General features: G+C 48.5%; 12 protein-coding genes. 7 read left to right on the top strand and 5 right to left on the bottom strand.

Going from position 1 to position 14,215, the window contains the following annotated elements:
- Positions 1-150 precede the first annotated feature (150 nt).
- From OGH69_RS04750 to OGH69_RS04760, 3 genes are all read right to left on the bottom strand, one after another.
- A complete protein-coding gene (locus OGH69_RS04750; RefSeq protein ID WP_265173303.1) occupies positions 151-333 on the bottom strand; it encodes a hypothetical protein in 183 nt (60 codons plus the stop codon).
- A gap of 104 nt (positions 334-437) precedes the next feature.
- Entirely contained in the window at positions 438-1,022 is a 585-nt protein-coding gene (locus tag OGH69_RS04755; RefSeq protein WP_265173304.1) for a hypothetical protein, read from the bottom strand.
- A 10-nt stretch (positions 1,023-1,032) separates the two neighbouring features.
- Positions 1,033-2,565, bottom strand: a complete 1,533-nt coding sequence (locus OGH69_RS04760) for a GH3 auxin-responsive promoter family protein (protein ID WP_265173305.1) — start codon at positions 2,563-2,565, stop codon at positions 1,033-1,035.
- A gap of 40 nt (positions 2,566-2,605) precedes the next feature.
- On the opposite strand from OGH69_RS04760, the gene OGH69_RS04765 reads away from it, so the two are divergent.
- Positions 2,606-3,400 carry a DUF2797 domain-containing protein gene (locus tag OGH69_RS04765; RefSeq protein WP_265173306.1) on the top strand — a complete coding sequence of 265 codons (795 nt, stop codon included), beginning with the start codon at positions 2,606-2,608 and terminating at the stop codon, positions 3,398-3,400.
- Between the two features lie 149 nt (positions 3,401-3,549).
- Here the strand turns inward: OGH69_RS04765 and OGH69_RS04770 are convergent, their stop codons facing one another.
- Both OGH69_RS04770 and gldA read right to left on the bottom strand, forming a co-directional pair.
- The gene (locus OGH69_RS04770; protein WP_265173307.1) at positions 3,550-4,545 is read right to left on the bottom strand and encodes a metal-dependent hydrolase; all 996 of its coding nucleotides are present in this window, start codon (positions 4,543-4,545) and stop codon (positions 3,550-3,552) included.
- A gap of 104 nt (positions 4,546-4,649) precedes the next feature.
- The gene (gene gldA, locus OGH69_RS04775; RefSeq protein WP_265173308.1) at positions 4,650-5,555 is read right to left on the bottom strand and encodes a gliding motility-associated ABC transporter ATP-binding subunit GldA; all 906 of its coding nucleotides are present in this window, start codon (positions 5,553-5,555) and stop codon (positions 4,650-4,652) included.
- A gap of 144 nt (positions 5,556-5,699) precedes the next feature.
- On the opposite strand from gldA, the gene OGH69_RS04780 reads away from it, so the two are divergent.
- The 6 genes from OGH69_RS04780 (at position 5,700) to OGH69_RS04805 (ending at position 14,205) form a co-directional block, all read left to right on the top strand.
- Positions 5,700-6,782 (top strand): bifunctional 3-deoxy-7-phosphoheptulonate synthase/chorismate mutase type II, encoded by a 1,083-nt coding sequence (locus OGH69_RS04780; RefSeq protein ID WP_265173358.1) that lies wholly within the window; start codon positions 5,700-5,702, stop codon positions 6,780-6,782.
- 107 nt (positions 6,783-6,889) lie between these two features.
- Positions 6,890-8,554 carry a hypothetical protein gene (locus OGH69_RS04785; RefSeq protein WP_265173309.1) on the top strand — a complete coding sequence of 555 codons (1,665 nt, stop codon included), beginning with the start codon at positions 6,890-6,892 and terminating at the stop codon, positions 8,552-8,554.
- 319 nt (positions 8,555-8,873) lie between these two features.
- Entirely contained in the window at positions 8,874-9,851 is a 978-nt protein-coding gene (gene rsgA / locus OGH69_RS04790; RefSeq protein ID WP_265173310.1) for a ribosome small subunit-dependent GTPase A, read from the top strand.
- Positions 9,851-10,303: a D-aminoacyl-tRNA deacylase gene (gene dtd, locus OGH69_RS04795; RefSeq protein ID WP_265173311.1), complete on the top strand. Its 453-nt coding sequence runs from the start codon at positions 9,851-9,853 to the stop codon at positions 10,301-10,303. Before rsgA ends, dtd begins: the two co-directional genes overlap by 1 nt.
- A gap of 51 nt (positions 10,304-10,354) precedes the next feature.
- On the top strand, positions 10,355-12,259 hold the full coding sequence (locus OGH69_RS04800; protein ID WP_265173312.1) for a DUF3857 domain-containing protein: 1,905 nt from the start codon (positions 10,355-10,357) through the stop codon (positions 12,257-12,259).
- Positions 12,259-14,205 carry a DUF3857 and transglutaminase domain-containing protein gene (locus tag OGH69_RS04805; RefSeq protein ID WP_265173313.1) on the top strand — a complete coding sequence of 649 codons (1,947 nt, stop codon included), beginning with the start codon at positions 12,259-12,261 and terminating at the stop codon, positions 14,203-14,205. The genes OGH69_RS04800 and OGH69_RS04805 overlap by 1 nt, the downstream gene beginning before the upstream one ends.
- Positions 14,206-14,215 lie beyond the last annotated feature (10 nt).

A 14,215-nucleotide genomic window follows, 5' to 3' on the forward strand; every position in this document is an offset into this window, starting at 1 on the left:
AACGGCATCGTAATCGGAACACGTTCTTCCATTTCGACGTCAGGAGAAATCTCAAAAGGTTTCAGTTAGTCGAGATTTCTCACTCCGTAAACTCCGTTCGAAATGGAAAAATGCTAACTCATTAGAATAAAATAACAAAAAAAGCCACCCTTATACGGTGGCTTTTACTTTTTTGGCTATCTGCCCGGCGGCGGGCAGTGGTGTTTTTTCTTTCGTTTCGTTCTGTACGATGCAGCGGCGCCTGTTGCAGCCGTAGCGGTGTACCTGGGGCCCGCAGGAGGTTAATAATACTAATCCGGTAGCGGCAAGTGTTAAGAGCGTTTTCCTTTTCATTATATCATTTCGGTTTATTATACTAATTGCAAAGGTAATGCCAAAGTATAAATTGCTGTTAATGTTTGTGTTAAAGTTTTTTACCTTCCGGTCCTGCACTCTTTCTATACCATGATCCAGCCATCTGTTAAAAAAGTCAGCCTTGCACCTTTGATAAAAGTTTCCGGGCTGGTTTGCTCATTCGCTTCCTCATTGGTCAGTTCAATAAAGTAGATCGTCGGATTGGTAAATCCCTGCCTGTAATAGCGGAACCTGAAACGCTTTACTTTTGGCGACACCTGAAGAAACTTTAGTTCTTCAAACCCATAGATTTTCATGGTGTCATTGCGTGAAATGATATAGGCGAATTTTTCCTTCTCGCTTAATGACTTATATTCAGAGTCGCTTTTAACAGGGGTGTTTTCGGCGTTTCCGAGCAATAGCTGGGGGTAGAATATTCCTTTTGTAAAAATCGACAGATATTCAGCAGGAATGTTGCCAAGCAACGTTTTGTTGTCAAACAAGATGGTGTTGTGGTCAATTACCGTGATCTTGCCTTCAAAAGTGTCGTATTCCTGTTTTAGGTATTCTTTTTCGAATAATTGTATAGCCGAATCATTTTCCCGCTCCTCATTATTCCTGAGTTGTTTTTCCTGCGCATTTGCCAATGCAGTACAGAATAGCAGGCAGTATAATACTCTTTTTGTCATAAGGATGTTTTTAAGCCATCAGTCCGTCCTCAAGCTGCATCGCCTTAAGCTGTTCCAGGTAATGCCTTTCGTTCGAAAGCCTTGGTATCTTGTGCTGCCCGCCCAGCTTGTCCTGCTCCTTGAGCCAGTCGTAAAACAGCTTTGGCCGTGCTACGTTGAGCACCAGTGGGTTCAGTGTCATGTTGTTGTAGCGCTTGGCTTCGTAGTCGGAGTTGAGTGTTTGCAATGCTTCGTCCAGCACGGTGCGGAAATGTTCCGCGTCGGCAGGCGCCTGCCTGAACTCGATGATCCATTCGTGCGCGCCTTTCTCTCTTCCCTGCATGAATACGGGGGCCACGGTATAGTCGATCACTTCCAGCCCGGTTATGGCGCAGGCTTTGGCAATGGCGGTATCGGTATTCTCCACCATCAACTCCTCGCCAAACACGTTGATGTGGTGCTTGGTACGGCCTGTCACCTTGATACGGTACGGGTTGAGCGACGTAAAGCGTACCGTGTCGCCTATCATGTAGCGCCACAGCCCCGCATTGGTGGTAATGACGATGGCGTAGTTTTTATTCAGTTCCACATCGGCCAGGCGGATGACCCTCTGGTTGGGTGTCCCGAAGGTATCCATCGGGATGAACTCGTAGAAAATGCCGTAGTCCAGCATCAGCAGCAGTTCATTGCTGTCGTTGGAATCCTGTATCGCAAAAAAGCCTTCGGAGGCATTGTATATCTCGTAGTATTGGAAATCGCTTTTCGGCAGTATCTTCTTGTATTGCTCGCGGTAGGGCTCAAAGCTCACCCCGCCGTGGAAGTATACTTCGAGGTTGGGCCATATCTCAAGCAGGTTGGTTTTCCCGGTTTCCTCGAGTATGCGGTTGAGCAGTACCATCATCCACGACGGTACGCCGGCAAAGCTGGTTACATTTTCGTGTATGGTTTCCTGTACGATGGCGGCCAGCTTGCTCTCCCACTCGCTCATCAGCGATACGCGGTTGCTTGGCGTGCTGCTGAACTCGGCCCATATCGGCATATTATCGATAAGGATGGCCGAAAGGTCGCCAAAGAACGTATTGTTGTCTTCATACAGCTGCTTGCTCCCGCCCAGGCGGAGGCTTTTGCCGGTAAACAGCTGCGAGTCCTCGTTGTTGTTGAGGTACAGGCACAGCAGGTCTTTCCCGGCCTTGTAATGGCAGTCTTCGAGCGCTTCGGTGCTCACGGGAATGAATTTTGATTTGGCGTTGGTCGTGCCGCTCGATTTGGCAAACCATTTTATCGGCGTAGGCCAAAAAACGTTCTGCTCGCCACGGCGGGTCTGCTCAATATGCGGCTCGAGGTCCTCGTAGGTCGACACCGGCACCCTTTCGGCGAAGGCCCTGTAGTTGCGTGCGGTTGCAAAGTCGTATTTCAACCCTATGAGCGTGCTTTCGGCGTTGCGGATGAGGTTCATCAGCAGCTCTTCCTGCACTTCATTAGGGTACTTCATGAACAATTCCATTTGGTGGATACGTTTTTTCAGTATCCAGGAAGCAATCGAATTGATGATCGGCAATGCCATATTTTAGTATCTTTATGCCCTAAATATACCAATTTTTTCAATGCAATACGAAGGCGTACTCACAAAAATGCAAACCGAGCCCGGCAGCCCGATACAATACTACATGGTTTTCGAAAATAGCTTTTTGAACGTGAACCAGTTATTGGGAAAGGACATTGAGATCAATTTCATGGGCTACAGCTGCCTGAACTGCGCCAAGAAGAAGAAGATATACCGCACAGGCTTTTGCTACGACTGCTTTTACAGCTCGCCTGCTGCCGGCGACTGGATCATGCGCCCCGAACTGAGCACCGCGCACCTGGATATTGCTGACCGCGACCTGGACTACGAAAAGAAAGTACAACTGCAGCCGCACGTGGTGTACCTTGCCGCGGCATCCGACATTAAAGTGGGCGTAACGCGCAAAACCCAGGTGCCCACACGCTGGATCGACCAGGGGGCCTCGTGGGCCATTCCGTTTGTAGAGGTACCCAACCGTTATCTGGCCGGTATCACCGAGGTGGCCATGAAAAACCATTGCTCGGATAAGATCAACTGGAAAAAGATGCTGTGCAATGAGATCAATGCCATCGACCTGATATTGCACCGCAACCGGTTCCGCGCCCACCTGCCGGATGAGGTTAAAGACTATTTCGATACCACCCCTGAGAAATTATACACCCTTGAATATCCCGTTCTGGAATATCCTAAAAAGATAAAAAGCCTCAACATAGCCACCACGCCGATTTTTAGCGGAAAGCTTGTAGGCATCAAGGGGCAATACCTGATCTTTGAGGATGGTACGGTGTTTAATGTGCGCTCGTATGAGGGGTTTGTGGTGCAGGTGAATGTGTAGTCTTAAGTCGCAGTCGCAATTCTCAGCTTAGTGCAGGTTTTCAGGCAAACAAAATAAAAGCATTCCAAACTTCCGCTCCGAGTGAAGCTGCCCCTTCTCCTTTGTAGAGGGGGTTGGGGGTGAGGACTTCTGAAAACTGCGACTGCGAACTAATTCCCTCCAATCCTTTCCAAAATCCCCTTCAGCAATTTTTTGCCATCACGTTTTTCCTTAGGCACTTCGTAAGCTTTCAGGATCCCGTTCTCCTCTTTAAAAACATAGCTAAAAGCAAATTGCGGATGTGCCGGGTCGTCATTCAGCAACCCGAAACGCAGGTCGTTGAAGTAGTACTGCCCGTTGTTTTTGGTTACGATGTACCAGCCTTCGCTCACGTCTTGCAGGGTTTGGAAATCGCGGTTGCGGGCAAGGTCTTTTGCTAATGCGATATTCTTTTGGTAACGCTTAAACGTAATGGGCCGGCTGTCGAATAAGGAGTAATCCCCGAGCAAGTAGGCATCTTCAGTCTCCACATTGGCATTCCATAAAATGCAGTTGAAGGCGGTAGGCTTTACGATGAGTCCGCTGTAGGCGATGTTTTGCTGTTCGAGTGCATTCGCGAATTTTTGCCATGCATACAGCTTGATGCCGCACGTCAGCGCCAGGTAGGCCGAACTGATGTAAACACCCCGAAGGACATACTTTTTGCGTAAACCAAAGTCTTTCTTGCGCCAGGCGATGATGATGCAGGTGAGCAGCGGCACGGTATACAGCGGGTCGACCACAAAGATGGTTTTAAAAGCAACACGGTGCGGCAGCGGCCAGAATACCTGCGTGCCCCACGAAGTGAACATATCCAGCAACACATGCGTAAGCAGGCACCAGAAAGCTAACGTTGACGCATTCGATAAGCTTATGCGGCCCTTCTCCATTCTTGCAATGATTCTGCCAAGCAGCGGTGCAATCGCCATGAATAAAAACAGCGAATGGCTCAGTCCGCGATGGATGGCAACCCCACTAACCGGATCGAGGAATTTACCAACTACAATATCAAGATCGGGTAGTGTTCCCAATATAGCCCCATACAAAAAGGTCCTGCGGCCGAGCTTATCGCCGGCGTATAGTTCGGCGGTAGCGATACCGAGGGCAATTTGGGTAAGGGAGTCCATAAAATGATTGTGCTGATTTTAGGGAATGAGTGAAGCTCGCTCCCCTCTCCAAAGGAGAGGGGTTGGGGGTGAGGTCTGCTGTAAACTGCGACTGTGACTGAAAACTACTTCTTCCTCGTCATTTCCCGGAACACCGTCTCTAAATTCTTGTTCTTCAGCGAAAGCTGTAAGGTCTTGAGCCCGTTCGCCTGCGCGAAGTCGAACAGCACGGGGCGCATGTCGTCTTCAGTAGTGAATGCAAGTTCCCAGGTGTTGCCTTTGGTATTGTTGGATGCCGCAAGGTTGGGCAGCGTCTGCAATAGCTCGGTAGTAACGGCCTTGTCGAACTCCACCTCGATCACCTGGCCTTTTTTATCTTCTTTTACAAGGTTCTTCAGTTTTTTGTCGGTTACGATCTTCCCGTGGTTGATGATGATCACACGGTCGCAAATCGCCTCTACCTCCTGCATGATGTGCGTGGAGAGGAATACCGTTTTATCTTTGCCGATGTTCTTTATCAGGTCGCGTATCTCAACGATCTGGTTGGGGTCGAGCCCGGTGGTGGGTTCGTCGAGTATCAGCACTTCCGGGTCGTGCAGCAGTGCCGTGGCAAGGCCCACACGCTGTCGGTAGCCTTTGGAAAGCTGTCCTATTTTTTTGTGCGCTTCGGGGGTAAGGCCGGTAAGGGCGATCACCTCGTCGATGCGCGATTTTTTCACTTTGTACACATCGGCGTTAAAGGCAAGGTATTCCCGTACGTACAGGTCCAGGTACAGGGGGTTGTGCTCGGGCAGGTAGCCTACCGACTGTTGCACCGCCTTTTGCTGTTCGGTTACGTCGTTGCCATTTACAGCTGCCATTCCGCCATCGGCATTGATGTAGGTGGTAAGGATTTTCATCAGGGTCGATTTTCCGGCACCGTTGGGTCCCAGGAAGCCCACAATCTCCCCTTTACTGACAGAAAATGAAACGGCATCGAGCGCTTTCTGCTCGCCGTAGCTTTTGGAAATATCCTTAACCTCTATAGACATAGCCTTTGATTTTGAGCAAAAATAACAATTCCAAATTCCAAATCGCAAATTCCAAATCACAAATTCTACATCGGACTTCTGACATCGGACACAAGACTAAATTTATTCCCCCAAATCCCGTAATTTTGTACCATGATCGATAAAATGGAAAACGACAAAAGCCTGCGCCGGTGGCTTGACGACTTTAAGCTGTCGCGCCCGCTGGTAATAGCAGGGCCGTGCAGCGCCGAGACCGAGGAGCAGGTGCTGGACATCGCGAGGCAGCTGAAAGATTCGGAAGTAAGCATTTACCGTGCAGGGATATGGAAGCCGCGCACCCGCCCCGGCGGTTTTGAAGGGGTTGGGGCAATAGGGCTGGGCTGGTTGCAAAAGGCCAAAGCCGAAACCGGACTGCTGATGGCGGTGGAAGTGGCCAACGCTACCCACGTAAAGCTGGCGCTGGAACACGATATCGATGTGCTTTGGATAGGCGCGCGCACCACGGTAAACCCTTTTGCCGTGCAGGAAATAGCCGATGCGCTGGCGGGAACCGATAAGATAGTCCTCGTTAAGAACCCAGTGAACCCCGACCTGGCACTTTGGCTGGGCGGCGTGGAACGGCTGTACAATGCGGGCATCCGTAAGCTGGGCGTGATACACCGCGGGTTTTCCACCTACGAAAAAACCAAATACCGCAACATTCCCGAATGGCAGCTGGCAATAGAATTGCACGGGCGTTTTCCCGACCTGCCCATTATCTGCGACCCGTCGCACATAACCGGCAGGCGCGACATGATACAGCAGGTATCGCAGCAGGCGCTCGACCTGAACTACGACGGCCTCATGATCGAGACCCACAACAATCCCGACAAAGCCTGGAGCGATGCCGCACAGCAGGTAACCCCGCAACGGCTGAAGGAAATACTCGAAAGCCTTGTGGTACGGGAGCGGATTGATGATTCGCACGAATTCAACGGGTACCTGCGCGAAATGCGTTTCCGTATCGACGGGCTGGACACCAAGATCATCGAGCTGCTGGGCAAACGGATGCGCATTGCCGATGAGATAGGCAGCCTGAAAAAGGAAAACAATGTGGCCGTGCTTCAAAACATGCGGTGGAAAGAGGTGCTCGAAAAGATGAAGGAAGAAGGGCTTACGGAGAACCTGAGCGAGGAATTTATCCTGCGGCTTTTCAGGGCCATACACCAGGAAAGCATCATGCACCAGGAAAAAATCATCAACGACTAGAATTCCTAACAAAAAGTTAAAATTTAACATTTTCAGCTTTCTTCACATCAATTTCTTTTTGTAGTATAGCGTACTGAAAAATACCCTATTAAACCAACCATTACACAATGAAGAAAGCAAAAATCGTTTTGGCCGCCCTGCTTTTGGGGCTGGGTTCGCTGCATGCCCAAAACAAACTCGACAAAGTCAATATTACCTACGGTGAAGAACTGCCCGACGACAAGCAGGCGCTTGTTGAAATTTTAGGCGAGGCCAATGGCAAAATTTACGGGGTAGGCCTTAAAAAAGACGACTATTTCCTGAAGATTTTCGATGGAAAAAGCATGAAGCTTTTGTCATCCAGTCCAATAAAGCTTCCGGATCTTAAAGACAAGGAAGTAGAATTTGAGAATATATACCTGCTTAACGGCAAGCTGTATGCCTTGGGCAGCGTGTATAACCGCAAGGAAAAGGCTTACAGCCTTGTAGCCACACCGCTTTCAGAAGCCGGTAAACTTGGTACGGATGGTACAGTACTGTTTAAAGTGCCGGTGGAAAAGAAAAGCGAAATGGGAAGTTTCTTTTTCAGGACCACACAGGACGAGGCAGGCCTTCTTGTCATGCATGCGGCGAAAATCAAAAAAGAGGATGCGGTAAACTACCAGATCAAGTTTTTTGATGATAACCTCACCACCATTTTTGATACTACAGAGAAAGTTGTTTTTGAAGACGACAAGAAAAAAGAAGTAACCTTTAATATCCCTGATTTCCAGGTGGGGCTTAACGACGACATATATGTTGTGGTAAACGAGGGCTACCGCGACAAGAAGAGCAAGAAGCGCTTTGAAACATTTGAAGTGCATGCGTACAAAAGCACAAAAGGCTATGCCAAAGAGGTAATTACGATCAATTCCGAAGGTCGCTACCCGCAAAACTGCCAGATTGTGCCATCGGGTAATGAATTGCACCTTATGGGCTTTTACCTGAGTGTTGATGAAAAAGGGAGGGTAAATCAAGACCTGGAGGGTGTATATGCTGCAACCATCGACCTGAAAACCAACACTACAACTGCACTAAAGTTCAACCAGTTTGACCAAAAGACCAAAGCGAAGCTGATAGGCGAGCGCAGGGCAAAAAAAGACAAGGATGTCGCCCCGATGTATAACATCATCCATGTAATAGGAAGAGCCGACGGGGGTATGACCATACTGTCGGAATTCCAGATGAGGATGGTAGGACAGGGCGCTGGCATTGGTATAGGGGGTGTTGGCGTTGGTGTTTCGTCAATAACATATGTAAAGGCCTCAATCATTGTGACGTCACTCTCGGCAGACGGCACCCACGAATGGAGCAATGTCGTGCCTAAAGCACAGGTGGCTACGGTAAGCACCATGTTTTTAGGACTTGGCGCAGGTAGTATTAGTGATAATTTTTCTGTAGGCGGCGCTATTGCTATCCCCATCGCACAAATGGGAAGCGGGCCGGAGTACCTTGGCGCGCTGCCCATATACAAGAATGGTGAGCTGAGTATCATGTTCAATGATAATGTGAAGAACAAAGGAATTACCAATGGAGATGACATGAAGAAAATGGATAGCCCCAACAAAGCAGTGCCAACTTTGTTCATTTTTGATAAGGATGGCAACTTTGTACGCAAAGACCCCGAAGAGGCTGTTAAGGATGCCCTGGTGCTAAGGCCGGGGGTGAGCTATGAGGTGTCGGATAACGAATACATCATCTATTCTTCCAGGAAAAAAGCCGACAAGCTGGGCAGGATGGTGCTCGAAGATTAACTAACCTTTCTCCATATTGTTGAAATGCCGCTGCAGTAGTAGCGGCATTTTTTTTACTATTTAATTAGAGATATGATTCTGTCACCGTCATTGCGAGCGCAGTTTACGGAGCGCGGCAATCTTTCATTCGTAATTTAGGCATGTCACATGGAAAGATCGCTTTAGTTTACCCCGCGTTGGCGGGGTCGTGCCTCCTCGAAATGACCAGCAAGATGAAATTATATCTCCTTACAATTTGTGTAACCCTGCCAGCCGCAGGACAGGTTCGCGACAAAAAAATCTAACGCAGTTTACCCCTGTTTTTCTTTATCTTTGCGGCATGACAGGACTGGTTTATAAATCTACAGGCAGCTGGTATACCGTAAGAACGGAGCAGGGCGAAGTGTATGAATGCCGCATCAAGGGGAAATTCCGCATACAGGGCATCAAGAGCACCAACCCCGTTGCCGTGGGCGACATTGTGGATTTTGACCTGGATGAGACTTCCGATGCTACTACCGGTGTGATACAAAACATCCACGAGCGCAAGAACTACATTGTGCGAAAGTCGGTCAACCTGTCCAAGCAGGTGCACATCATCGCGTCGAATATCGACAAGGTTTTCCTGCTGGTTACCATCAACAACCCGCCAACCACCACCAGCTTCATCGACCGTTTCCTGGTTACTGCCGAGGCGTATGACATAGAAGCCGTCATCATCTTCAACAAGATCGATACGTTTGACGACCCCATGCTCGATGAGCAGTTGTACCTGCAGTTCATCTATGAAAGGATCGGCTATAAATGCCTTCGCGTTTCATCGACGACAGGCAAGGGCATCGAAAAGCTGAAAGAGGAAATGACGGGCAGCGTGAGCATGTTCTCAGGCCATTCGGGCGTTGGGAAATCGACCCTAGTGAATGCCCTGCAGCCGGGCCTGAACCTCAAAACGAAGCAGATTAGCGAGCAGCACAGCCAGGGGCAGCATACTACTACATTTGCCGAGATGTTCGACCTTGATTTTGACGCGAAGATCATCGATACCCCGGGGATACGCGGCTTTGGCATTGTAGACATGGAAAAGGAGGAAATAGGCGATTATTTCCCGGAATTTTTCGCGCTCAAGGACCAGTGTAAATTCAATAACTGCCTTCACAAGGAAGAGCCGCAGTGTGCTGTAAAAGATGCGCTGGAAAATGACGAAATCGCATGGTCCCGCTACCGCAGCTACCTCCAGATGCTGGAAGGCGAAGACGAGCATTATCGCACCGACCAGTATGCCGACGGGAAAAATAACGATAACGGCATGGAAGAATAATGAGGGCCGTTATCCAGCGCGTAACCGAAGCATCGGTAACCATATCGGGTAATAAAGTAGCCGAGATTGGCACCGGTCTGCTGATCCTGGTAGGTGTTGAGGATGCCGATACACAGGAAGACATCGACTGGCTGGCAGCCAAGATCGTGAAGCTGCGCATTTTTGGCGATGACGGCGGGGTAATGAACTTATCGGTTCAGGATGTGGATGGCGACATCATTGTGGTAAGCCAGTTTACATTGCACGCTGCAACCAAAAAAGGCAACCGCCCATCGTACATAAAAGCTGCCAAACCCGAATTTGCCATCCCTATGTATGAGAAATTTGTAGCCCAAATGGAGCAGGAGCTGGGTAAAAAGATTCAAACCGGGGAGTTTGGCGCCGATATGAAGGTGGCACTCCTGAATGACGGCCCGGTAACCATCCTCATCGATACCAAAAACAGGGAATAAAATTTTGATTTTTAGTAAAATCAACTATTTTTGACAAAAATCAACTTTAACATGTTTTTAAGAATTTCCCTGTTTTTGATGCTGTTTTTGCAGCTTAATGCCGTTGCGCAGGAAAATCTGGCAGTTTCCTCAATCCCAAAGCCGTTAACCGAAAATGCCAATGCCATAATACGGCTGGACCGCACCGATATTGCATTGTCATCCCGCAGGTCGATGAACGTAAAGAAAACCCGCGTGGTTACCGTACTTAATGCAAATGGGCAGGATTTTATTGACGCATCGGAATACTACGACAAGTCGACAAGCATAAAAGACATCCGGGTGGTGATATACAACGCCGCCGGGCAGGAGATCAAAAAAATAAAGCAGAAGGATTTTAAGGACAGGGCTGTTTCGGAAGGTTCGGTGATCACTGATAACAGGATGATATATCTTGATTATACACCGGTGACCTACCCGTTTACCGTAGTGTACACAAGCGAAACACAAACCTCCAATACGGCATTCCTGCCACGCTGGTCGCCCCTGGAGGGGTCTTACGCATCAGTTGAGAAGTCGGAATTTACGATTACCTGCAACCCTGAGCTTGGGTTGCGGCATAAGGAATTCAATTTTGAGGGGCAGCCCTTCGAAAAAAAGGAAATCCCCAACGGGCTTTCATTGTCGGCGGCCAATATCCCGGCGCCAAAGCGTGAGGATTTTTCGCCATCGTACCAAAGGTTTGTACCCCATGTGCTGTTTGGTGTGAAGAAATTCCAGCTTGAGGGCGTGGATGGCGAGGCAGACACCTGGGAAAACCTGGGTTCGTGGATGTACAGCAGCCTGATTGCCGGCACCGATGAGCTTTCGCCCGAAACGCAGGCCAAGATCAAAACGCTGGTGGGCGGCGAGACCGACCCGCTGAAAAAAGCAAAAATAGTGTACGAATACATGCAGGGGAAAACCCGCTATGTGAGCATACAGCTGGGCATAGGCGGATGGAAACCCATGCTGGCCAAAGATGTGGACCGGCTTGGATACGGCGATTGCAAGGCGCTGAGCAATTATGCCAGGGCGCTGCTGAAGGCTGTGGGCGTAGACTCCTACTGTGTCGTGGTATACGGTGGCAATGACAAGCGCGACATGAGGGAAGACTTTGTGAGCATGCAGGGCAACCACATGATACTTGCCGTTCCGGACGGAAAGAAATATACCTGGCTGGAATGTACAAGCCAGGTGACGCCGTTTGGGTTCCAGGGCGACTTTACCGACGACAGGATGGCACTGGTGGTCAAGCCGGAAAAGAGTGAGCTGGTACGCACATCCATATATGACAAAATGGGCAATAGCCAGGTTTCTAAGGGTAATTATACGATAACTGAAAACGGGGCATTGGCCGGCGGGGTAGTGATTACTTCGAAAGGCACGCAGTATGACAGCAAGTATGTGCTGGAATCGAAGCCCAAAGATGAGCTGGATGAATTTTACAAATCGGGCTTTAGCAACATAAGTAACCTGAAACTGAAGAAAACAGCGCTTAAAAACAATAAGGACAGCCAGGAATTTGTGGAGGACATTGCCCTTGAAGCAGAGAACTATTGCAGCAGGAGCGGCAACATGATGATGTTTGCCGTAAATGCATTCAACCAGTTCTCGCACGTGCCGCAAAGGTACCGCGACCGCAAAAACCCGTTTGAGATACCGAGGGGTTTTTATGATACGGATGAGATAACCATATCGCTGCCGGAAGGATTTACCATGGACGCCAGGCCGGAGAACATTACCATTACCGAAAAATTTGGCACCTATACCGCCGAGTATGCCATGGTAAGCCCTACGCAGATGCTGTTTAAGCGTTCGCTAACCATCAATGAAGGCTTTTATGACAGCGCGGAGTATGAGAATTACAGGCAGTTTCGCGAGAAGATTGCCAGGAATGACAATGCGAAAGTGGTATTGGTTAAAAATACAAAATAATGTTTAGGGCATTCCTTGTCACCATACTTTTTGCCACCCTGCCGCTGAAGGCCCAGGTAGCTACCCCAAAGCCGCCGCCGGTTACGGTAAGCGATCTTTCGGAAGCCGCACACCCGGTGGACAGCACCGCTTCGGCGGCTTACAAATACCGTTACGGCAAAACCTGGTTTGAAAAGAAAAACGATGATTGGGTGATGGTCACAGAGGTCTATACGCGCCTGAAAATATACCGCAAGGCAGGCTATGAATATGCCAACGCCGAGATTTTATACTTTTCTGACAGCAGGAGGGCAAAAGGGTTTTTCTCCGAAGCAGCTACTTATAACCTTGTAAACGGCGCAATTGAGAAAACACCTCTTAACGAAGAAAGCCAGTTTGAGGAAGAGTTTGAGGAGGAATTCACCATAAAAAAAATTGCAATGCCCAATGTGAAGGAGGGTAGCATAATAGAATATAAGTACACAATAAAGACACCTCATTTTGGTGCGCTGAATGATTGGTACTTCCAGTTTGACATACCTGTAGATGATGTAAGGTATGATGTTATCATACCGACCTATTTCACCTATAATATTTATTCGACGGGCTTCGTCGAAATAGAAGAGAAGCCACTTAGCATTACATTCAATAAAAAGACGGATGTGAGCGAAAGGCATTATTCGTATAAAGCGGTTAATGTCCCGGCAATAAAAGATGAGGAGTATGTGAACAATATTGATAATTACACATCGATATTAAAGCATGAGATCGCATCCGTACAATTTCCCGACTTTCCGCCGTTGAAACTCTCGACAGACTGGGTTACCGTTGCGAAAAAAATATATGAAGACGATCGTTTTGGGAGGGAGCTTAAATTTAATTCCTATTTTGAGAAAGATATCGATTTGGTTGTAAAGCCGGAATATACGGCCAGGCAGAAGGCAGACAGCATTTTCTCGTTTGTGAGGGGAAGAATGTCGTGGAACAAACGGGCTGGCTACCTTTGCTACAGGGGTGTGAAAAAAGCTTATTCTGAAAAGTCGGGCAATGCGGCTGAAATCAACCTGATGCTTACAGCCATGCTGCGCCATGCCGGGCTTGATGCCAACCCTGTGCTGGTAAGCACGCGGTCAAACGGGGTGGCATTATTTCCTACCCGATATGCCTATGACTATGTTATTGCATCCGTAACGATAGATGGGAATACCGTGCTTATGGACGCTACAAGCAAGTATTCCATGCCCGACGTCCTGCCGGCCCGTACACTGAACTGGGTTGGGCGGCTGATTAAAAAGGACGGGGAAAGCAGTGAAATAAGCCTGACCCCGAAAATGAATTCGAGGGAAACGGTGAATGTAATTGCGGCGATAGCTGCCGACGGAACGGTTTCCGGGCAGGTACGCGATTTGTATGCAGACTATGTAGCCTATGTTTTGAGGGAAATGCTGGCAACATTGCAAATGGAGGAGTATGTGGAAAAGCTGGAGTCGATGAACAAAGGGGTGACCATAAGCAACTATAAATTGTCCAACGATAAGAACCCGGCAAAACCATTGTCGGAATCATACGGTTTTACTGATTCAATGCATGCCGACCTGATGGGAGGGAAGATATACTTTAGCCCCATGCTGCATTTTAGCGAACAGGAGAACCCGTTTACCGGCGAAACCCGAAACTATCCGGTAGATTTTATATACCCCCTGCAAAAAAGGCATATAATTACCGTAACGCTGCCTGAAGGGTACAGGGTAGAATCGATGCCTGAACCTGTTACGATGGTAATGGAAGAAAACATAGGGAGTTATAAATACAACATCACTGCACAGGGGAACACCATCCAGCTTTCGTCGTTTTTCGACATTAATTTCCCTACGGTGTCGCACGAATATTACCGTACGCTGAAAGATTTCTTCAGCAAAATGATTGAAAAGCAAAAAGAAAAGATAGTACTTGTAAAAAACCAATAAACCAACCATA

Source organism: Flavobacterium sp. MFBS3-15 (genome assembly GCF_026107645.2).
Lineage (GTDB): Bacteria > Bacteroidota > Bacteroidia > Flavobacteriales > Flavobacteriaceae > Flavobacterium.

What these genes read in the sequence shown, in the direction of transcription:
- OGH69_RS04785 (WP_265173309.1), top strand. Translation starts at nt 6,890, where the DNA reads ATGAAGAAAGCAAAAATCGTTTTGGCCGCCCTGCTTTTGGGGCTGGGT.
- dtd (WP_265173311.1), top strand. Translation starts at nt 9,851, where the DNA reads ATGAGGGCCGTTATCCAGCGCGTAACCGAAGCATCGGTAACCATATCG.
- rsgA (WP_265173310.1), top strand. Translation starts at nt 8,874, where the DNA reads ATGACAGGACTGGTTTATAAATCTACAGGCAGCTGGTATACCGTAAGA.
- OGH69_RS04750 (WP_265173303.1), bottom strand. Translation starts at nt 333, where the DNA reads ATGAAAAGGAAAACGCTCTTAACACTTGCCGCTACCGGATTAGTATTA.
- OGH69_RS04760 (WP_265173305.1), bottom strand. Translation starts at nt 2,565, where the DNA reads ATGGCATTGCCGATCATCAATTCGATTGCTTCCTGGATACTGAAAAAA.
- OGH69_RS04765 (WP_265173306.1), top strand. Translation starts at nt 2,606, where the DNA reads ATGCAATACGAAGGCGTACTCACAAAAATGCAAACCGAGCCCGGCAGC.
- OGH69_RS04780 (WP_265173358.1), top strand. Translation starts at nt 5,700, where the DNA reads ATGGAAAACGACAAAAGCCTGCGCCGGTGGCTTGACGACTTTAAGCTG.
- OGH69_RS04755 (WP_265173304.1), bottom strand. Translation starts at nt 1,022, where the DNA reads ATGACAAAAAGAGTATTATACTGCCTGCTATTCTGTACTGCATTGGCA.
- gldA (WP_265173308.1), bottom strand. Translation starts at nt 5,555, where the DNA reads ATGTCTATAGAGGTTAAGGATATTTCCAAAAGCTACGGCGAGCAGAAA.
- OGH69_RS04770 (WP_265173307.1), bottom strand. Translation starts at nt 4,545, where the DNA reads ATGGACTCCCTTACCCAAATTGCCCTCGGTATCGCTACCGCCGAACTA.
- OGH69_RS04800 (WP_265173312.1), top strand. Translation starts at nt 10,355, where the DNA reads ATGTTTTTAAGAATTTCCCTGTTTTTGATGCTGTTTTTGCAGCTTAAT.
- OGH69_RS04805 (WP_265173313.1), top strand. Translation starts at nt 12,259, where the DNA reads ATGTTTAGGGCATTCCTTGTCACCATACTTTTTGCCACCCTGCCGCTG.